This is a genomic window from Paraburkholderia unamae (assembly GCF_003096875.1).
Lineage (GTDB): Bacteria > Pseudomonadota > Gammaproteobacteria > Burkholderiales > Burkholderiaceae > Paraburkholderia > Paraburkholderia unamae.
Genome location: NZ_QEOB01000027.1, coordinates 39,858 through 60,242, shown reverse-complemented (window position 1 = coordinate 60,242; position 20,385 = coordinate 39,858). Strand labels below are relative to the sequence as shown.

At 66.5% G+C, this 20,385-nt stretch carries 17 protein-coding genes; 9 read left to right on the top strand and 8 right to left on the bottom strand.

The genetic code is table 11. The features are described from left to right. Positions 1-113 precede the first annotated feature (113 nt). The 4 genes from C7402_RS38225 to C7402_RS38210 form a co-directional block, all read right to left on the bottom strand. A complete protein-coding gene (locus C7402_RS38225) occupies positions 114-1,277 on the bottom strand; it encodes a DegT/DnrJ/EryC1/StrS family aminotransferase (RefSeq protein WP_116614229.1) in 1,164 nt (387 codons plus the stop codon). A 125-nt stretch (positions 1,278-1,402) separates the two neighbouring features. Next, positions 1,403-1,774, bottom strand: a complete 372-nt coding sequence (locus C7402_RS38220; protein ID WP_112176951.1) for an SMR family transporter — start codon at positions 1,772-1,774, stop codon at positions 1,403-1,405. 133 nt (positions 1,775-1,907) lie between these two features. Next, positions 1,908-3,599, bottom strand: a complete 1,692-nt coding sequence (locus C7402_RS38215) for a glycosyltransferase family 39 protein (protein ID WP_116614249.1) — start codon at positions 3,597-3,599, stop codon at positions 1,908-1,910. 178 nt (positions 3,600-3,777) lie between these two features. After that, on the bottom strand, positions 3,778-4,152 hold the full coding sequence (locus C7402_RS38210; protein WP_112176952.1) for an Mth938-like domain-containing protein: 375 nt from the start codon (positions 4,150-4,152) through the stop codon (positions 3,778-3,780). 479 nt (positions 4,153-4,631) lie between these two features. Between C7402_RS38210 and C7402_RS38205 the strand changes: the two genes are divergently transcribed. The 6 genes from C7402_RS38205 to C7402_RS38180 all read left to right on the top strand — a co-directional run bounded on the left by C7402_RS38205 (position 4,632) and on the right by C7402_RS38180 (position 11,032). Then, complete coding sequence (locus tag C7402_RS38205) at positions 4,632-5,870, top strand: pyridoxal phosphate-dependent aminotransferase (protein WP_116614228.1); 1,239 nt, start codon at positions 4,632-4,634, stop codon at positions 5,868-5,870. A 71-nt stretch (positions 5,871-5,941) separates the two neighbouring features. Further along, positions 5,942-7,273 carry a homoserine dehydrogenase gene (locus C7402_RS38200; protein WP_112176954.1) on the top strand — a complete coding sequence of 444 codons (1,332 nt, stop codon included), beginning with the start codon at positions 5,942-5,944 and terminating at the stop codon, positions 7,271-7,273. Between the two features lie 10 nt (positions 7,274-7,283). After that, positions 7,284-8,735 (top strand): threonine synthase, encoded by a 1,452-nt coding sequence (thrC, locus tag C7402_RS38195; RefSeq protein ID WP_112176955.1) that lies wholly within the window; start codon positions 7,284-7,286, stop codon positions 8,733-8,735. Positions 8,736-9,028: 293 nt separating this feature from the next. Beyond that, the gene (locus C7402_RS38190) at positions 9,029-10,261 is read left to right on the top strand and encodes a molybdopterin molybdotransferase MoeA (protein WP_116614227.1); all 1,233 of its coding nucleotides are present in this window, start codon (positions 9,029-9,031) and stop codon (positions 10,259-10,261) included. A gap of 11 nt (positions 10,262-10,272) precedes the next feature. Further along, positions 10,273-10,530, top strand: a complete 258-nt coding sequence (gene moaD / locus C7402_RS38185) for a molybdopterin converting factor subunit 1 (RefSeq protein ID WP_112176957.1) — start codon at positions 10,273-10,275, stop codon at positions 10,528-10,530. A 19-nt stretch (positions 10,531-10,549) separates the two neighbouring features. Beyond that, complete coding sequence (locus tag C7402_RS38180) at positions 10,550-11,032, top strand: molybdenum cofactor biosynthesis protein MoaE (protein ID WP_116614226.1); 483 nt, start codon at positions 10,550-10,552, stop codon at positions 11,030-11,032. Positions 11,033-11,145: 113 nt separating this feature from the next. Here C7402_RS38180 and C7402_RS38175 read toward each other — a convergent pair whose 3' ends face one another. After that, on the bottom strand, positions 11,146-11,700 hold the full coding sequence (locus tag C7402_RS38175) for a group III truncated hemoglobin (RefSeq protein WP_112176959.1): 555 nt from the start codon (positions 11,698-11,700) through the stop codon (positions 11,146-11,148). 193 nt (positions 11,701-11,893) lie between these two features. On the opposite strand from C7402_RS38175, the gene C7402_RS38170 reads away from it, so the two are divergent. Beyond that, a complete protein-coding gene (locus C7402_RS38170) occupies positions 11,894-12,394 on the top strand; it encodes an Rrf2 family transcriptional regulator (RefSeq protein WP_116614248.1) in 501 nt (166 codons plus the stop codon). Positions 12,395-12,659: 265 nt separating this feature from the next. Next, on the top strand, positions 12,660-15,257 hold the full coding sequence (clpB, locus tag C7402_RS38165) for an ATP-dependent chaperone ClpB (RefSeq protein WP_112176960.1): 2,598 nt from the start codon (positions 12,660-12,662) through the stop codon (positions 15,255-15,257). Between the two features lie 109 nt (positions 15,258-15,366). Here the strand turns inward: clpB and C7402_RS38160 are convergent, their stop codons facing one another. From C7402_RS38160 to C7402_RS38150, 3 genes are all read right to left on the bottom strand, one after another. Beyond that, positions 15,367-15,885 (bottom strand): YidB family protein, encoded by a 519-nt coding sequence (locus C7402_RS38160; protein ID WP_482811995.1) that lies wholly within the window; start codon positions 15,883-15,885, stop codon positions 15,367-15,369. Positions 15,886-15,903: 18 nt separating this feature from the next. Further along, positions 15,904-16,515 (bottom strand): ComEA family DNA-binding protein, encoded by a 612-nt coding sequence (locus C7402_RS38155; RefSeq protein ID WP_112176962.1) that lies wholly within the window; start codon positions 16,513-16,515, stop codon positions 15,904-15,906. A gap of 312 nt (positions 16,516-16,827) precedes the next feature. Then, complete coding sequence (locus C7402_RS38150; protein WP_116614225.1) at positions 16,828-18,834, bottom strand: sigma-54-dependent Fis family transcriptional regulator; 2,007 nt, start codon at positions 18,832-18,834, stop codon at positions 16,828-16,830. Positions 18,835-19,312: 478 nt separating this feature from the next. Between C7402_RS38150 and C7402_RS38145 the strand changes: the two genes are divergently transcribed. Next, entirely contained in the window at positions 19,313-20,374 is a 1,062-nt protein-coding gene (locus C7402_RS38145) for an ATP-NAD kinase family protein (protein ID WP_116614224.1), read from the top strand. Positions 20,375-20,385 lie beyond the last annotated feature (11 nt).

The window sequence follows — 20,385 nt, the reverse complement described above, 5'->3', positions numbered from 1 at the left end:
GTCGACGGGCGCAGGCGCGGTGGCGCCGAGTCCCGTCCCGTGCCCGCAGGGGCAGTCGGGCGATGGGTGTCGCCCGTTTGTTTACTTGCTTTGCCGATGGCCTTGCAAACTGCTTATTTTGCAAACGTCGCGCAAATCTCGTTGACCGCATGGCACACGCGCGCCACGTCGGCTTCGGTCAGCTGCGTGAAAAGCGGCAAGGTGACCGTGCTCGCGCCGAAGCGCTCCGCGTGCGGGAACATGCCCGCCTTGAAGCCGCGCTCGCGGTAGAGCGTGAACAGGTGAATGGCCGGGTAGTGCACGCCCGAGCCAATGCCGCGCGCCTTCAGTTCGCCCATGAAGCCTGCGCGGTCGATGGCGAGCTGTTCGAGCGGCAGCGTGATCTGGAACATGTGCCAGTTGCTGTTGGCGAAATCGGCGAGCGGCAGGCCCACGCCGAGCTTGACCGCCGCGCCGCCCTCGAAGCCCGCGAAGTAGGCCCGCGCGAGCGCGTGGCGCTGGCGGGTGAAGCGCTCGATATGCTTGAGCTGGCCGAGCCCCACGCGCGCCGCGACATCCGTGAGATTGTACTTGCCGCCGAGCACATCGCAGTCCATCCCGTCGAAACCCGTGCGCGTGATGCCTTGCAGGCGGTACTTCTGGGCCAGCACGGCTTCGGCCTCGTCGTTGAGCACCAGCGCGCCGCCTTCGATCGACGTGAGGTTCTTGTTGGCGTGAAAGCTGAACGACACGATGTCGCCGATCGCGCCGATACGCTTGCCGTTCCACGTCGAGCCGAAGGCCTGCGCGGCGTCCTCGATCACGCGCAGCTTGTGCTGGCGGGCGATGGCGTAGAGCCGGTCCATGTCGACGGGCAGGCCCGAGAGAAACACCGGGATGATGGCTTTCGTTCGGGGCGTGATGGCCGCTTCGAGCTTGTCGAGGTCGATGTTGCGCGTGACGGGGTCGATGTCGGCGAACACGGGCGTCGCGCCGACTTCGTAGACCACATTGCTCGTGGCGACCCACGAAGCGGGCGTGGTGATGACTTCGTCGCCGGGGCCGACGCCTGCGATGCGCAGGCCGATTTCGAGCGTGGCCGTGCCCGAGTTGAAGGTGCGCACAGGGCGGCCGCCGCAATACTCGGAGAGCGCCGCTTCGAACGCCTGGTTCTGCGGGCCGGTCGTGATCCAGCCCGAGCGCAGCACGTCGGCGACGCCCTGGATGGTTTCCTCGTCGATCTCGGGACGCACGAACGGCAGGAAAGGAAGGGACGACTGCGGAGATGACTGGGTCATGAAGGCTTTACTCGTTGCTCGTCAGAAAGTGGGGCCAGGCGCAAGCATGCCGCGGCATGCCTTACGAACTGCTTATATGGGCGCAACATGCAGCGCAACAAGCGGTGGGACCGCGCTGCGACGCTTTAGCTGCGCGCCAGAACGAACACGCCGATCAGGATGATGCCGATGCCGATGAGCCGCTGCACGCTCAGCACTTCGCCGAACAGATACCACGCCGCGAACGCGTTGACCACGTAGCCGAGCGAGAGCATCGGGTAGGCGATCGAGACGTCCACGCGCGAGAGCCCGACGATCCACACGACCACGCTGAACACGTAGCAGGTGAGGCCGCCGAGAATCGGCACTTGCGTTGCGAGCTTCCAGCCGATGGGCAGGATGTTCGCACGGCTGAATTCGAAGTGTCCAACGGCATTGACACCCGCTTTCAGCAACAGTTGCGCGCATGCATTCAGGCCGACGCCGGCCAGGATGCAGATCAGGGAAATCGGATTCATCGGAAAGGGCGTCTCAACGGGTTATCGGGTTATAGGGGCGGATCGGCGAGGCTTCGCCGGGGCGCACCTTGGCCGCCGCACCGGGCGGGCCGCCCCGATTATCGCGCATGCGCTAACCGGGGCCTCACGGCGCTCAGGATTGTGGTTTCTCGACGATCACGCGGCGCGAGTCGCGCGCGATCACCTGCATCGGCAGGCCCTGCGCGGCGAGCTCCTCGTAGCGCCGTACGGGGATCAGCGCGAGCGCGTAGCGCTCGGACTTCCAGCGCGCCTCCCAATCGGCGACGGTCGGCACCCATTTTTGCGGTTCTTCGGAGATGCCGAAGGCCAGCTCGTCGGTCACTTCCACCATCGTCATCGTGTGACGCACGTAGAAGGGCATCGTGTGGTCGAGCACGCCCACCGAGTAGAACGGCGTGTCGGGCGGCAGCTTCGCGATGGCGGCGCGCACGGCGGGCGCGAGCGGTGCGCCCGAACTGAGCGTGCCGAACACATCGTGGCCCGTGCCCGCGATGGTCGCGAGCAGCAGCCATGCGGTGCCCAGCGCGAGCGCGGGCGCGCGCGCGCCGGTGTCGGGCGTGCGCTTCGCGCGGTTCAGGCGCAGGCCGATCATGGTGCCGACGAAAGCCACCGCCGCTGCGGCAAACACCCACACCTGGAACTCGCGGTAAAGCGCGTTCGGATTGCGCGAGTCGCCAAGCCGGGTGAGGACGAACGAGCCCGCCATGAGCGCGACGGCGAGCAGCGCATAGCCCGCGAGATGGCGGCTCCACTGCGCGCGCGTCATGAGCGGCAGATACATGCCGATGATGAGCGCGAGCGGCGGCGCGATCGGCAGCGTGTAGGAGATCAGCTTCGAGTGCGAGGCGCTGAAGAACACGAAGATGAATACCGTCCACACGAGCAGCAGCGTGACGGGCGAGAAACCATTGGGCTGACGCGGCGTGCGCAGCGCGTGGCGCACGCTCTGCACGCTCACGGAGAGCCACGGCAGGAAGCCCACCAGCATGACGGGCACGAAGTAGTAGACCGGGCCGGGGCGGTTCTGCGCAGGCGTGAGGTAGCGCTGGAACTGCTGGACGATAAAGAAGAAGTTGAAGAACTCGGGGTTGCGCTGCTGCACGAGGATGAACCACGGCGCGACGATCGCGAAAAACACGATCAGGCCGCTCACCAGATAGAGCCGCTTCCAGAGCCCCCAGTCGCGCGAGATCCCCGTGTAGAGCACGAGCACCGCGCCCGGCAGGATCAGGCCGACCAGGCCCTTGGAAAGCACCGCCATCGCCATGGCCGCCCAGCACACCCACATCCACAGGCGCACGTTGCCTTTGGGCAGGTTGGGGCGCTGCGCGAGCAGCAGCGCGCACAGCGTGAGCTCCATCCAGAACGACAGGCCCATGTCGAGCGTGTTGAAGTGGCCCATCAGGTTCCAGTACGGCGCGCAGGCGAGCACGACCGCCGCGAAGAAGCCCGTGGCGGCGTTGAACACGCGCGCGCCGGTGAAGCCGACCAGCAGCACGCCGGCGAAGCCGGTGAGCGCCGTATAGAGGCGCGCCTGCCATTCGCCGATGCCGAACCACGCGAAGGTGAGCGCGTTCATCCAGGTTTGCAGCGGCGGCTTCTCGAAATACTTGTAGCCGTTGTAGCGCGGCGTGATCCAGTCGCCGGTCGCGAACATCTCGCGCGCCATTTCGGCGTAGCGGCCTTCGTCGCTCGGCAGCAGGTGGCGCCAGCCGAGCGGCACGAACCAGATCACGGCGAGGGCGAGGATCAGGAGCAGGATCGCGCTGCGGTTGAGCGGTAGCCTCGATGGCGTATCGTTCATGGGTTTCAGCCTGTTCTTGTTGCAGTCGTTGCGGTCGAGGTTCGGGTAGTGCGCTCGCGCGCTGTCATGCCCGGCGCGCGCCGGCAGGCGCACAGACGGATCCACCAGCGGGGAGCGCACGCGGCGCGCAAGTGTACTACGTCGCCGCGCGGCGACCTGATGGCAAGCTTAAGCCGGGTCAGCTTTCGATCAGAAGGGCGACCGCCACGCGGCGGCCTTCGGCCATGAGGATGTTGTAGGTGCGGCAGGCAGCCTTGAAGTCCATCGCCTCGACGCCGATGCGTTTCGCGGCCAGCGCCGCCGTCAGGCGCGGGTGAGGAAAGCGCAGCCGGTCGCCGCTGCCGAACACCACCACTTCGGGGGCGAGCGGGAGCAGCATGTCGAAAAGTTCGGGGGTCAGGGCGTCGAACGCGTGAACCGGCCAGGGCGTGACCGGCGAGTCGGGCATCATGATGATGCTGCCCGTGTGGCGTTCGAGGTTCACTTCGACATAGTCGGCGCCGTAGCCGGTGACGGTATTGAGTGCGCCGCTGGAGTCCTGGTGTAGTTTCAAAACGGGAGTTCCGGGGTTGGGGCGGTTCGGGTGCGCAACCGGGGCGCGTATGGCCGGTGTCGACGCCGGCCGGTCGCTGCCTCATTCCTGGCGGGTTCGGAACCCGCGTGGGGATCCGCATCGGGACCGGTGTCGCGGGCCGCCATCAGACTCACGTTCGGACCGATTGCGCATTGCGGAAGTTGGCCAAAATCCGCTAAATTATAGCTTTTTAGCTGCCGCTGCGTCGGCGGCCACAGGTCGAGAGCCTCGCGCCCATCCGCGCGCCGGGCGAAAGCAGCCACGAGCTGCCGTGGCGGCCGTGGCGGGTCACGCATTGCGCACGGTGCTCCTCCTGCACCAACGGTGCGCCGCTTTCGTCCCGTCGACGCCCGCCCGTCTTGCCAGCCAAAGCGCCTCCGCCGTCCGGTCAAGCCGCGCGGTCAAACTGTTTCAGCCCTTTTTACTCGCATCTCACCGCATTTTACTGATAGCCCGCCGTGAAACCGATTCTCAAATCCAACAAGCTACAGAACGTCTGCTACGACATTCGCGGGCCGGTACTCGAGCATGCGAAGCGCCTCGAAGAAGAAGGCCACCGCATCATCAAGCTGAACATCGGCAATCTCGCGCCGTTCGGTTTCGACGCGCCCGACGAGGTCATCCAGGACATGATCCTGAACCTGCCGGGCTCCTCGGGCTATTCGGATTCAAAGGGCGTGTTCGCCGCGCGCAAGGCGATCATGCATTACGCGCAGCAAAAGGGCGTCAAGGGCGTCGAGCTCGACGACATCTATATCGGCAACGGTGCGTCCGAGCTGATCGTGATGGCCATGCAGGCGCTCCTGAACGACGGCGACGAGGTGCTGCTGCCCGCGCCCGACTATCCGCTCTGGACCGCGGCGGTAAGCCTTTCGGGCGGCACGCCCGTGCATTACATCTGCGACGAATCGAACGCGTGGATGCCCGATCTGGACGACATCCGCTCGAAGATCTCGCCGAACACGCGCGCGATCGTCGTGATCAACCCGAATAACCCGACCGGCGCGCTCTACTCGGACGAGCTGCTGCGCGGCCTGGTGGCGATCGCGCGCGAGCACGGCCTGATCCTCTTCGCCGATGAGGTCTACGACAAGATCATCTACGACGGCAAGACGCACACGGCGCTCGGCTCGCTCTCCGAAGACGTGATCACCGTCACGCTCAACAGCCTCTCGAAGAGCTATCGTGCCTGTGGCTATCGCGCGGGCTGGATGTTCCTCTCGGGCATGACGGGCGAGAACCGGCGCCGCTCGAAAGACTACACGGAAGGTCTCGGCATCCTGGCGTCGATGCGCCTGTGCGCGAACGTGCCGGGCCAGTACGCGATCCAGACGGCGCTGGGCGGCTACCAGAGCATCAACGAGCTGATCCAGCCGGGCGGTCGCCTCTACCGGCAGCGCGAGCTGGCGTACAACATGCTCACGGCCATCCCGGGCGTGACCTGCGTGAAGCCGGAGGCGGCGCTCTACATGTTCCCGCGCCTCGACCCGAAGCTTTATCCGATCGAGAACGACCAGCAGTTCATTCTCGACCTGCTCTTGCAGGAGCGCGTGCTGCTCGTGCAGGGCACGGGCTTCAACTGGAAGCAGCCGGACCACTTCCGCGTGGTGTTCCTGCCGAACGTCGACGACCTGACCGACTCGATCAACCGCATCGCGCGCTTCCTCGACGGCTATCGCCAGCGGCACGGCACCTGAGTCGTAACTGAGCCGCACCTGAGCGAGCAACACGCATCCCCTTTTCAAACACTTGGACGAACACACGCTGCATGGATCCGATCAAAGTAGGTCTCTTGGGCTTCGGCACGGTGGGCAGCGGCACCTTCACGGTACTGCGCCGCAACCAGGAAGAAATCAAACGCCGCGCGGGCCGCGGCATCGAGGTCGCGCGCATCGCCGTGCGCAACCCGGCCAAGGCCACGGCGGCGCTCGGCAGCGAAGCGGGCACCGTCGACCTGACGACCGACTTCAACGCCGTGGTCGACGACGCGTCGATTTCGATCGTCGCCGAAATGATCGGCGGCACGACGCTCGCCAAGGATCTCGTGCTGCGCGCCATTGCCAACGGCAAGCATGTCGTCACGGCGAACAAGGCGCTGCTGGCGGTGCACGGCACCGAGATCTTCGAAGCGGCGCGCGCCAAGGGCGTGATGGTCGCGTTCGAAGCGGCGGTGGCGGGCGGCATCCCCATCATCAAGGCGCTGCGCGAAGGTCTCACGGCCAACCGCATCCAGTACATCGCCGGCATCATCAACGGCACGACGAACTACATCCTCTCGGAAATGCGTGAGCGCGGGCTCGACTTCGCGACCGCACTGAAGGCCGCGCAGGAGCTGGGCTACGCCGAAGCCGATCCGACCTTCGACATCGAAGGCGTGGACGCCGCGCACAAGGCCACGATCATGAGCGCGATCGCGTTCGGCGTGCCCGTGCAGTTCGACAAGGCTTACGTGGAAGGCATCAGCAAGCTCGACGCCATCGACATCAAGTACGCGGAAGAACTGGGCTATCGCATCAAGCTGCTCGGCATCGCGCGCCGCACGGAGAAGGGCATCGAGCTGCGCACGCATCCGACGCTGATCCCGGCCAAGCGCCTGCTCGCGAACGTGGAAGGCGCGATGAACGCGGTGGTCGTGCACGGCGACGCCGTCGGCACGACGCTGTACTACGGCAAGGGCGCGGGCGCCGAGCCGACGGCCTCGGCCGTGGTCGCCGACCTCGTGGACGTCACGCGTCTGCACACGGCCGACCCCGAGCACCGCGTGCCGCATCTGGCGTTCCAGCCGGACAGCCTCTCGAACACGCCGATCCTGCCGATCGAAGAAGTCACGAGCGGCTACTACCTGCGCCTGCGCGTGGCCGACCAGACCGGCGTGATGGCAGCCATCACGCGCATCCTGGCCGACAGCGGCATTTCGATCGACGCGCTGCTGCAAAAGGAAGCGGAGCAGGTCGACGCGCAGGGCAAGGCGGAAACCGACATCATCCTGATCACGCACGAGACGGTCGAGAAGAACGTCAATGCGGCGATCGCGCAAATCGAGAAGCTCGCGACGGTGAAGTCGCAGGTCACGAAGCTGCGCATGGAAGGACTGAACTAAGGCAAGGGCTATGAATTACGTATCTACGCGCGGCGCGGGCGCCGGCGAGCATCATTCGTTTTCCGACATCCTGCTGGGCGGCCTCGCGCGCGACGGCGGACTCTATCTGCCGGCCGCGTATCCGCAAATCGGCAAGGAAGAACTCGCGCGCTGGCGCGGCCTCTCGTACGCGGATCTCGCGTTCGAGATCCTTTCGAAGTTCGCCGCCGACATTCCCGCCGAGGACCTGCGCGACATCACGCGCCGCACCTACACGGCCGCCACGTACCGCAACGTGCGCCACGGCGAAGACGCGAGCAAGATCACGCCGCTCACCACGCTCGGCGAGGAAAACGGCGCGCAGCTTTCGCTGCTCGAACTCTCGAACGGCCCGACGCTCGCGTTCAAGGACATGGCGATGCAGTTGCTCGGCAACCTGTTCGAGTACACGCTTGCGAAGGCCGGCCAGGAGCTGAACATTCTCGGCGCGACTTCCGGCGACACCGGCAGCGCCGCCGAATACGCCATGCGCGGCAAGAAGGGCGTGCGCGTATTCATGCTCTCGCCGCACAAGAAGATGAGCGCGTTCCAGACGGCGCAGATGTTCAGCCTGCAAGACCCGAACATCTTCAACCTGGCCGTGGAAGGCGTGTTCGACGATTGCCAGGACATCGTCAAGGCCGTGTCGAACGATCACGCGTTCAAGGCGCAGCAGAAGATCGGCACGGTCAATTCGATCAACTGGGCGCGCGTCGTGGCCCAGGTCGTGTACTACTTCGCCGGTTACTTCGCGGCGACGAAGTCCAACGACGAGCGCGTGTCGTTCACGGTGCCCTCGGGCAACTTCGGCAACGTGTGCGCGGGCCATATCGCGCGCATGATGGGCCTGCCGATCGAAAAGCTCGTGGTCGCCACGAACGAGAACGACGTGCTCGACGAGTTCTTCCGCACGGGCATTTATCGCGTGCGCGCTTCGGCTGAGACGTACCACACGACGAGCCCGAGCATGGACATCTCGAAGGCGTCGAACTTTGAGCGCTTCGTGTACGACCTGCTCGGCCGCGACCCGGCGCGCGTGACGCAATTGTTCCGCGACGTGGAAGAGAAGGGCGGTTTCGATCTCGCGGCGAGCGGCGACTTCGTGCGCGTGCAGCAGTTCGGCTTCGTGTCGGGCCGCAGCAGCCACGAGGACCGCATCGCGACGATTCGCGACGTCTATACGCGTTACAAGACGATGATCGACACCCACACGGCCGACGGCGTGAAGGTCGCGCGCGAGCACCTGCAACCGGGTGTGCCGATGATCGTGCTGGAAACCGCACAGCCGGTGAAGTTCGGCGAGACGATTCGCGAAGCGCTCGACCGCGAGCCGGAACGTCCGGCGGCGTTCGACGGGCTGGAAGCGCTGCCGCAGCGCTTCGAAGTCGTGCCAGCCGATGCGAAGCGCGTGAAGGACTACATCGCCGCGCATACCGCGGATTGATGGTGCACTGATCGATGCTGCCGGGGCCCGACCCGCGTCTGTCCCCGGCACGCCGATCCCTCGAAGGCCGCCACACCAGGCCGCGCGCCCGCGCTCCCCAGAGCCGGGCGCTGCAAGACCCCAGCCGATCCACGGCGCTCCCGGGGAGCCGATCCACGGCATAAGGCACAGCGCGCCCCTCGCGCCGCTACAATAACGGCAGACCAACCGCTGCTGGCGGCCCACCCGCCGACTCCGAGACAAGCTCGATGTCCACGCCTACGTCCCCGTCATCCGCCGCGCCGCGCGCGCCCATGCTGTCCACCGCCGATGCTCTCGCCACGCTGCTCGCGGCGGCGCAGCCGCTTGCGGGTACCGAAACGCTCTCGACCTTCGACGCATTGAACCGCGTCCTGGCCGCCGACGTCGTTTCGCCGCTCGACGTGCCGCCGATGAACACGAGCGCGATGGACGGCTACGCGGTGCGCGTGGCCGACCTCGCGCAGGGCAGCCGCCACTTGCCGGTGTCGCAGCGCATTCCCGCGGGCCACGCGCCCGAGGCGCTTGCGGCGGGCACGGCGGCGCGCATCTTCACGGGTGCGACGGTGCCGCCGGGCGCCGACGCCGTGGTGATGCAGGAGCAGACCGAAGCCGCCGACGGCGCCGTCACCTTCCTGCACACGCCCAAGGCGGGCGAATGGATCACGGCGCAGGGCGCGGACATCCGCAAAAACACGGTGATCCTGCCGGCGGGCACGCGGCTCACGCCGGCGGCGCTCGGACTGGCCGCATCGGTGGGCTGCGCCACGCTCACGGTCGTGCGCCGCGTGAAGGTTGCCGTGTTCTTCACCGGCGACGAGCTGACCATGCCCGGCGAGCCGCTCAAGCCCGGCGCGATCTACAACTCGAACCGCTTCACGCTCACGGGCCTGCTGCGCAACCTCGATTGCGACGTGACCGACTATGGCATCGTGCCGGACCAGCTCGACGTCACGCGCGCGACGCTGCGCGAAGCCGCCGCCGCGCACGATCTCATTCTCACGTCGGGTGGCGTGTCGGTGGGCGAGGAGGATCATGTCCGTCCCGCCGTGGAAGCGGAAGGCCGCATCAACCTCTGGCAGATCGCCATGAAGCCGGGCAAGCCGCTCGCGTTCGGCGCGGTGCGTCGTGCACAGGAGGCGGGTGCGGACGGCAAGCCGGGCGGCGAGGCATTTTTCATCGGGCTGCCGGGCAACCCGGTGTCGAGCTTCGTCACCTTCCTGCTGTTCGTGCGCCCGTTCCTGCTGCGCCTCGCGGGTGCAACGCACGTGAGCCCGCGCGCGCTCTCCCTGCGCGCCGACTTCACCCAGTCGAAGAGCGATCGCCGCAACGAATTCCTGCGCGCGCGCGTGAATCCGGCAGGCGGTCTCGACCTGTTCTCGAACCAGAGCTCGGCCGTGCTGACCTCCACGGTGTGGGGCGACGGCCTCATCGACAATCCGCCGAACCACGCCATCAGCGCGGGCGAGACCGTGCGCTTCATTCCGTTCACCGAATTGCTGTACTGAGCCTTTAGCCGATGAAGATCCAGTTGAAATTTTTTGCGAGCGTGCGCGAGGCACTGGGTGTCGCGGACGAAACGGTCACGCTGCCGGACGGCATCGTGACGGTCGGCGACGTGCGCGGCTGGCTGCGCGCGCGCGGTGGCGTGTGGGCCGAAACGCTGGCGGAAGGCCGCGCGCTGCGCATGGCCTGCAACCACGTGATGACCGACCCGCGCACGCGGATCACCGAGGGCTGTGAAGTCGCGTTCTTCCCGCCGGTGACGGGCGGCTGAGCGCCACAGGAGACTCGCCATGCCCGTACGCGTACAAACGGAAGATTTCGACCTCAGCACCGAAGTCGCGCAGTTGCGTGCGCGCAATCCGGCGATCGGCGCGGTGGCGTGCTTCGTCGGCACCGTGCGCGACCTGAACGACGGCAGCACGATCGCCTCGCTCGAACTCGAACACTATCCAGGTATGACCGAAAAGGCGCTGGAAGCGATCGCTCTTGCGGCACAGCGGCGCTGGGCGGGCATCGAGGTGCTGATCGTGCACCGGGTGGGCAAACTCGCGCCGCTCGATCAGATCGTGCTGGTCGCGACCACCTCGAAGCATCGCGGCGACGCCTTCGCGTCCTGCGAGTTCGTCATGGACTATCTCAAGACCGAGGCGCCGTTCTGGAAGAAGGAAGAGACGGAGCAGGGCGCGCGCTGGGTCGATGCGCGCGAGAGCGACGATGCGGCGCTGGCCAGGTGGGGCGTGGTGTCGGGGAATGTATCCGGAGAGCCGAAGTAGGCGGTTTTCTCCAGGCGGAGTGCGCAACGTATTATCGGCACCCGCTTGGGTCCATCTAATGCAACTAACCGCCCAGTCATTCTAGTCATTCCCTCAGTCGAAGGCAGATGCGCTCACTCCGCCGGGGCGCTTTCGTCGACGTCCATCGAACGGCCAATGATGCGGGTCGGGAACGGCTCGCCGGCCGGACGGTCAGGCAGATCGTGCCCGGCGGGGCGGCGGCGCGGGGCCACGCGCTCAAGCAGCGCCTGCTGCTCGGGCGGAATCGTATAGTCCCAGCCGAAGCGGCTCAGTTGCAGACTCTGCGCGATGCGCAGGGCGGGTTCCATGAACTGCACCGCCGCCGCAGGCGCGTAGCGCCCCTGCACCGTATCGAGAAAGAGATAAAGCCAGCGGCTGAAGTGCTGCGGCTCGACGCCGGGCACGGGGTCGTGGGCCTGCTGCACATTGCCGCGGTAGGTCTTGGTGCCGAGCACGAGACTCGACCAGAAGCGGCACATCTTCGGCAGGTGCTCGTCCCAGCGACCGGCCAGCACGCCGTCGAATACCGGGCCGAGCATTGCGTCTTCGCGCACGCGGTCGTAGAACGCGTAGACGAGTTCGCGGATGTTCTCTTCGGTGGGCTGGGCGTGCAGCGGGGAAGCGCTGCTTGCGTCGGGGCGGGTCATTGCGGTGCCTGCGTTTCTGCCTGAGGTGGCCGGGAGTGTAGCCGGCGGCCGTGCGCCGACACGATGCGGCGCTGGGCCGCACGGTATTCCGGGTGCCAGGCAAGACGAAAAGCGCATGATACCCAGTCCGGGCAAAACCTGCATGCTATCTGCATGTTATTGTATGGTTTCTGTCACCCGCGCCGCCATCGCCATGAGACTGACCGACTACACCGACTATTCGTTACGCGTGATGCTGTATCTCGCGTTGCGTCGTGACAGCCTGGCGACGATTCAGGAGATCTCGGACGCGTATGGCGTCTCGAAAAATCATCTGATGAAAGTCGTGCAGCGCCTGGGCGAACTGGGTTGGATCGACACGATTCGCGGGCGCAACGGCGGCTTGCGCCTTGCGCAGGCGTCGCTCGACCTGAGCGTCGGCGCGGTGGTGCGGCAGACCGAGAGCGATTTCGCGCTGGTCGGCTGTTTTCCTGACGAGCATGGCGAGCGCCGCAGCTGCGTCATTGAGCCGCAGTGCCGGCTCAAGCACGCGCTGGCGGCGGCGCGCGACGCTTTCCTGGCCGAGCTCGATCGCCATACCATCGGCGAACTCGTGCAACCGGCAGGCGAACTTACCGGGCTGCTCGGCCTCGCCCCGATCCAGTTCATGCCGCGGCTGCAACCGGCGCGCCCTGCGCCTTCGCGCGAGCATTGAGGGGCGCTGGCGCCCCTTTTTTCAGCACACGTATTTCATCCCCCGCTCCCGCTCTCACACGCGGTTCCCTCCATCCGGCCTCAGCCGGAACGCGCCCGCCGCCGTGCCTCCCTCCCTGATTTCCAGACTTGCGGCCCGCGCTGCCGCTGGCGGCATTTCACACATCGATCCCAAAAATCGGAAAAAATGACGCCAGAGCGCTTGAAACCGGCGCGACCCCCCTCAAATTTGGTGACAGTCTAGAAATCTGGAGGTCTCGTTTTAAATGAGAATCGACAAACTCACCACCAAGTTCCAGGAAGCCATCGCCGACGCACAAAGCCTCGCCGTTGGTCACGATAACCAGTACATCGAACCCGCCCACCTGCTGGCTGCGCTCGTCGCGCAGCAGGACGGCTCGGCGCGCTCGCTCATGTCGCGCGCCGGGGTGCAGGTGCAGGCGTTGCAGAACGCGCTTAACGACGCCATCAACCGCTTGCCGCAAGTGCAGGGCACCGACGGCAACGTGCAGATCGGCCGTGAGCTGGCGGGCCTGCTCAACCAGGCGGACAAGGAAGCGCAGAAGCTCAACGACACGTATATCGCGAGCGAAATGTTCCTGCTCGCCGTGGCCGACGACAAGGGCGAAGCGGGCCGCCTCGCGCGCCAGCACGGCCTGACGCGCAAGGCGCTCGAATCCGCGATCGTCGCCGTGCGTGGCGGCGCGCAGGTGCATAGCCAGGACGCCGAGAGCCAGCGCGAAGCGCTCAAGAAGTACACGGTCGATCTGACCGAGCGCGCCCGCGCGGGCAAGCTCGACCCCGTGATCGGCCGCGACGACGAAATCCGCCGCTCGATCCAGATCCTGCAACGCCGCACCAAGAACAACCCGGTGCTGATCGGCGAGCCGGGCGTGGGCAAGACGGCGATCGTCGAAGGTCTCGCGCAGCGTATCGTCAACGGCGAAGTGCCGGAAACGCTCAAGGGCAAGCGCGTGCTTTCGCTCGACATGGCGGCGCTGCTCGCGGGCGCGAAGTATCGCGGCGAATTCGAAGAGCGCCTGAAGTCCGTGCTCAACGACATCGCGAAGGACGAAGGCCAGACCATCGTCTTCATCGACGAGATTCACACCATGGTCGGCGCGGGCAAGGCCGAAGGCGCGATGGACGCGGGCAACATGCTCAAGCCGGCGCTTTCGCGCGGCGAACTGCATTGCATCGGCGCGACCACGCTCGACGAATATCGCAAGTACATCGAGAAGGATGCTGCGCTCGAACGCCGCTTCCAGAAGGTGCTGGTCGATGAGCCGTCGGTCGAAGCGACCATCGCGATCCTGCGCGGTTTGAAGGAGAAGTACGAACTGCACCACGGCGTGGAAATCACCGACCCGGCGATCGTCGCGGCGGCGGAGCTCTCGCATCGCTATATCACCGACCGCTTCCTGCCGGACAAGGCCATCGACCTGATCGACGAAGCCGCTTCGAAGATCAAGATGGAAATCGATTCGAAGCCCGAAGAGATGGACAAGCTCGACCGTCGCCTGATCCAGTTGAAGATCGAGCGCGAGGCCGTCAAGAAGGAGAAGGACGAAGCGTCGCAAAAGCGTTTGCAACTGATCGAGGAAGAAATCGATCGGCTGAGCCTCGAATATAAGGACCTCGAAGAAATCTGGACCGCCGAGAAGGCCGCGGTGCAGGGCGGGGCGCAGATCAAGGAAGAGATCGACCGCGTGCGCGCCGAGATCACGAAGTTCCAGCGCGAAGGCAAGCTCGAAAAGGTCGCGGAATTGCAGTACGGCAGGCTGCCGGAGCTCGAAACGCAACTCAAGCAGGTCACGCAGGCCGAAGCGAACGAGCAGAGCAGCCCGTCGCGCCATCGTCTGCTGCGCACGCAGGTGGGCGCCGAGGAAATCGCGGAAGTCGTGTCGCGTTCCACCGGCATTCCCGTGTCGCGCATGATGCAGGGCGAGCGCGAAAAGCTGTTGCTCATCGAAGACAAGCTGCATGAGCGCGTGGTGGGCCAGGACGAGGCGATCACCGCGGTGGCCGATGCGATCCGCCGTTCGCGCGCCGGTCTCGCGGACCCGAACCGGCCCTACGGCTCGTTCCTGTTCCTCGGGCCGACGGGTGTGGGCAAGACCGAGTTGTGCAAGGCGCTGGCGGGCTTCCTGTTCGACGCGGAAGATCATCTCATCCGCATCGACATGAGCGAGTTCATGGAGAAGCACAGCGTCGCGCGTTTGATCGGCGCGCCGCCGGGCTACGTGGGCTACGAAGAGGGCGGCTATCTGACCGAGGCGGTGCGCCGCAAGCCGTATAGCGTGATCCTGCTCGACGAAGTCGAGAAGGCGCACCCGGACGTGTTCAATGTGCTGCTGCAAGTGCTCGACGACGGCCGCATGACCGATGGCCAGGGCCGTACCGTGGACTTCAAGAACACGGTGATCGTGATGACGTCGAACCTCGGTTCGCACCTCATCCAGGCGATGGCGGGCGAGCCGCAGGAAGCCGTGAAGGACGCGGTGTGGAACGAAGTGAAGCAGCAGTTCCGCCCTGAGTTCCTGAACCGGATCGACGAGGTCGTGGTGTTCCATGCGCTCGATCGTTCGAACATCGAGTCGATCGCGAAGATCCAGTTGCAGCGTCTGCGCGAGCGTCTGGAGAAGCTCGACATGGAGTTGATGGTGTCCGACGAAGCGCTCGGCCAGATCGCGAAGGTCGGCTACGACCCGCTGTTCGGGGCGCGGCCGCTCAAGCGCGCGATCCAGCAGGAGATCGAGAATCCGGTCGCCAAGCTGATCCTCGCGGGCAAGTTCGGGCCGAAGGATGTGATTCCGGTCGACGTCCAGGACGGTAAGCTCGTGTTCGAGCGCGTCGTGCATTAAGGTGCGTTCAGGCACGCTGTAGTGCTGTGGTGAAGCAAAAAGGGCAACGGAGTGATCCGTTGCCCTTTTTTTATCTGCGCCGGGGACGACCCGGCACGGTGAGCGTCGCTCAGGCCTGCTTGTTGCCGCCGCCGAACAGCGACGCGAGGCCGCCGAGCGTGCCGAGCACGCTTTCCGCGTTGATCTGGCCGCCTGCGGGCACTTCGCCATTGGGCGTGCCGGCATTGACCACGTGCGGCAGCACCTGGGCGAGCAGGCCGCCCACCTGGTCGGGTTGCAGGCCGACCTTCTGCGCGAGGCCTGCAACGGCGTCCGAGCCGAGCACGCTGTGGATCTGATCGGCGGAGACGGGCTGGTTCTCGCCATTGCCGACCCACGACTGCACGACGTCACCGAGGCCGCCTTGCTGGAACTTCTGGATGAGGCCGCTCAGGCCGCCGGGCTGGTTGTTGACGAACTCCATGGCCGCGGCGAGAAGCTGCGCCTGGCCGCCGCCTTGCTGTTGCGATTGCGAACCGAGCAGGGAACCGAGGGTATCTAGCAGACTCATGACGATCTCTCTGAATGATGGCCGCGTCGGGGGACGCGGCCGGTAAGTCGGACGGCGCGCGCAAAGGCCGAGCCGCAGGTCAGGTGCCGGCGCGCGTTACGCGCCGGAAGCGGCGGCGTCCGACGCCGCCTTGCTCTTTTTCGACTTCTTCGGCTTTTTCGCCTTGCTGTCCGAGGCCGTGGCCGGCGCCGCGGCGGCCGAACCCGCTTCAGGCGCGCTGGCGGCCGCAGCCGTCTTGTCCTTCTTGCTCTTGTGTTTCGATTTTGCCGCCGTGGCGTCCGATGCGGTAGTCGTGGCCGCCGGCGTCTGCGCCGTCATCGGGTTCGGCGTCGTGGCGGCCGGCGCCGCGCCTGCCGTTGCCCCCGTCGTTGCTGCGGTTGCCGCCGTTGGGGCGCTCTTGCTGCTCTTCGAGGCGGCCGGCTTGCCTGCTGGCGGCGCTGCCGAGCCGTTGATCGTGAGGCCCGCCGTCTCCAGATTCTGCACCGACTTCGGGCCAATGCCCTTGACGCGGTTCACGAGGTCGTCGGCGTCCTTGAACGGGCCGTTTTTCGTGCGTTCGTCGATGATCGCCTTGGCGTGCACGGGGCCGATGCCCTTGACGGATTCGAGCGCGGTTTCGTCGGCGGTATTGACTTCCACGGCCGCGGCAAGCACGGCGGACAGCGACAGACCGAATGCGAGGAACAGCATGAGCAGCTTCTTGAGCATGACGATCACTCCATTGAGGGCGATTCAGATTCAGTTAGCCGGGAACGGAAGACGCATCCGGTCCAGGGCCTGTTATTAGCGTGAACGGGCCCCAGGTGCTGCGGTACAAGAATAGGACAGTTGGCGTATCCGTGGATCGGGGGCGCTCGATTTATACCGGTCGATGTGTGGCAAGTAAATCACGCCGCACAATATTTAATACTTCTGTGCAATTTCGCGACGCGAAGCCACAGGCAATACACGCATTTTCGAAGCGCGAACAACGACACCGCACGCGCCTGTGTGGTGCAGGCGCCGTGTCTGCCATGCGGCTCAGGCGCGGTGTGGCCCGACGATGCCGAGCTTCGCGATGCGCCGGTACAGCGTCGCGCGCGAGATGCCGAGCGCCTGCGCAGCGGCGTTGGGGCGCCAGCGGTGCGCTGTGAGCGCCGCGACGATGCGCTCGCGCTCGTCGGCGGGCGTGAGCGGGGCGAGAGGCATGAGCGGCGTGGAATGGGCGGCGGACATGGCTGGCGGCGGGGCCGACGCCGCGCACGCGCGAGCGTCCGGCATGGGCAGGCGCGCCGCTAGATCCGCGCTCAGATGGCGCGCCTCGACCAGCACGGTGTCGCATACGGCGCATGCGTAGCGCATCGCGTTGCGCAACTGGCGCAGATTGCCGGGCCACGCGAAGGCGGCGAGCCGAGCCGCGAGCGTGGCGTCGAGCGCGAGCGGGCGCGCGGCGGCCTGCGCTTCTTCGGCGAACACGGTGTCGATGAGCGTTGCGATATCGCGGCGCTCGCGCAGCGGCGGCAGGGTGAGCACCGCGCCGCTCAGGCGGTAGTAGAGATCCTCGCGGAACGCGCCCGCGCTCGCCATGAGTGCGAGGTCGCGGTGCGTCGCGCAGATCACGTCGATATCGACGCGCACCGGCGCTTCGCTGCCAAGCGGCAGCACTTCGCCCTCGGCGAGCACGCGCAGCAGGCGCGTCTGGAGCGCGAGCGGCATGTCGCCGATCTCGTCGAGAAAGAGCGTCCCGCCGTCGGCCATGGCGATCTTGCCGCGCGCGCCGTGGCGGCGCGCGCCCGTGAACGCGCCCGGTGCGTAGCCGAACAGCTCGCTCTCGATCAGCGATTCGGGCAGCGCCCCGCAATTGACGGCGATGAACGGCCGGTTGCGGCGCGCGCTCGCGTCGTGAATCGCGCGTGCGAAGACTTCCTTGCCCGCGCCCGTTTCGCCGAGCAGCAGGATCGGCAGGCGTTTGCCCGCCACACGCTGGGCGATGCGCGCGTTTTCGGCCACGCGCGCGTCGGCGCTGCGCAGGAAGGGGCCGAGCGCGCTACGGTCGTATTCCCGCTCAGCGGCGGGGTTTTCGCGCCGCAGCGGCATCGCGCCATGCGCCGCCGTGCCTGCGCCGCGCCCGAGCGGCGCGCGTATGCGCGCGTAGAGCATCGAGCCGTTCGAGCGCAGCCGCAGCGCGGCGATGGCTTCGATGCGCCCGATGTCGCGCAATTGCACGTGCGACGAATCGAAAATCTCGTCGATGTGACGCGGGCCTTCGAGCCCCGCGATGCATTCACGCGCGCGCCGGTTCGCGGCGATCACGTTGCCGTTCTCGTCGAAGGCGATCAGCAGTTCGGGCTGCGCCTCCACGTAATTGCGGTTCTGGTGACCGAAGAGAATCCAGCAGCTTGCGAGACGGTGCAGGAAATAGCCGTCCTCGATCAGCGTCGCGCTCTGGCGCACGAGCTGGTTGACGATGCGCTGGCTCTCGCGATTGTCGGGCGACTGCACGGCCGAGGCATCGAGCACGCCGATCAGCTCGCCGCCCGGCGCGAAGATCGGCGCGGCGCTGCACGTGAGCGAGGTGAAGGCGGCGCGGAAATGATCGGTCTTGTGAACCGTGATGGGCGCGAGATCGGTGAGCACGTTCGCGATGCCGCAGGTGCCTTCCTCGCTCTCCGACCAGCACGAGCCGATATAGAGCCCCGCGTGCTTGAAGTCGTTGCGGCGCTCGCGGTCGATGCGGTAGTCGATGGTCACGCCGTGCCCGTCGGTGAGCATCACGCAGTAGTCGGCCTCGCGCACCATGTCGTGCAGGCGCGAGAGGCATTGGCCCGAGGCGCGCAGGAAGGACTCCTCGCGATCGCGGATTTCACGCAGCTCGGCCGCGCTCAGCACGCGCGGCCCGATCACGGAGCCGGGATCGAGCTGATAGCGCTCGAACGAGCGCTGCCATGACGAGACGAGGCGCGGCGAGTCGGACGGCGCGGGGAGCCGGCCTTCCACGGCGCCGCGCACGCGTTCGGCGTGCCGGGTAGACGCAAGAGCGTAGGGCATGAGCGGTTCCAGACGGCTGCGGACGGTGAAACGTCGGACCGGAAAACGTTCGGCGGGAGTCTTTTTTAGCACATCCTTTGCGCGCGATCACACCGCACCGCAGCAAGCGAGACGCCTGAGACGATCGTCTCAGCGCGCGGCGTCTCACCTGCGTAAGCGCCAGACTCGGCCGCTCAGGCAGGCTGCACGGGGCCGCGGCGCGCTTGCGCCGCTCGCGCGGACGGACTTTGCGACGCGCCGCGCGTGCGCGAGACGGTTGTTGAGACGCCGGGCGCATTAAACGGGGCGACGGCCGGACACGGTGCGCGGACCGCTCAAGCCCGCCAGGCGGGCTTGAGCGTCGGCAAGCGGTTTAGCGGGCGTTAGTGGCATGACGCTTGCAGATACTGCGGGCAAGAGCGGTGCACGCCAAGGCGCGCCGCCATCCAGACGAGTTCGTGCGGACCCCCGCGGCCGTGCGGACCAGGAGACACAACCCGTGACGACGCCCGTGACCGTAGGCGTGATCGCGAACCCCGCGTCGGGTCGCGACATCCGCCGCCTCACCTCGCATGCCTCTGTCTTTCCCACCGCCGAGAAAGCGAACATGGTCGTGCGCCTGCTCGCGGGCCTCGGCGCGCTCGGCGTTTCGCGCGTGCTCACGCTGCGCGACAAGACCGGCGTGGCCGCCTTGCTGCTGCGCGCCATCGAAACTCACGCGGCCATCGGTGCGCGCGAACCCTGGCCCGAAGTCGAATTCGCCGATTTGCCCATGAGCGGAAGCGTTGCCGATACGCATGCCGGTGTCGCCCACATGATGCGCGAGGAAGTCGCGCTCATCGCGGTGCTGGGCGGCGACGGCACGCACCGCGCGGTGGCGGCGCATTGCGGCGCGACGCCGCTGCTCGCGCTCTCCACCGGCACCAACAATGCGTTTCCCGAACTGCGCGAAGCCACCGTGGCGGGGCTCGCGGGCGCGCTCGTCGCGACCGGCGCCGTGCCCGCCGAGGCGGCGCTCGTGCGCAACAAGCGGCTCGTGGCGCGTTGCGTGGAGGGACCGTCGCGCGGGCGCGAGGAAATCGCGTTAGTCGACATCTGCGTTGCGCGCCAGCCCTTCATCGGCGCACGCGCCATTTCAGACAGTTCGGATATCGAAGCAATTTTTCTCACCTTCGCGCCGCCCGACGGTATCGGCCTCTCGTCGATCGGCGGCGCCTGGGCGCCGGTTGCGCGCGACGCGTCGCATGGCTTGCATATGACTTTCGCGGAGGCCGGCGACGCGGAGGGCGCGGGCGTGCCGTTGCTCGCACCGATCGCGCCGGGCCGCATCGAACGCCTGACGATGCGCACGTGCCAGCGCCTCGAAGTCGGCGTCGCGCTGCCGCTCGAAGCCGGTCACGGCACGCTCGCATTCGACGGCGAACGCGAGATCGAACCCGCGCGCGGCGACCGCTACGAAGTGACGCTCGACTGGCGCGGCCCGCTGACCGTGGATGTCGCGCGCACGCTGCGTTACGCGGCGTCGCATCAGTTGTTGCGCGAAGCCGCGGCGCGTGTCTAGCGCCTTCCTCT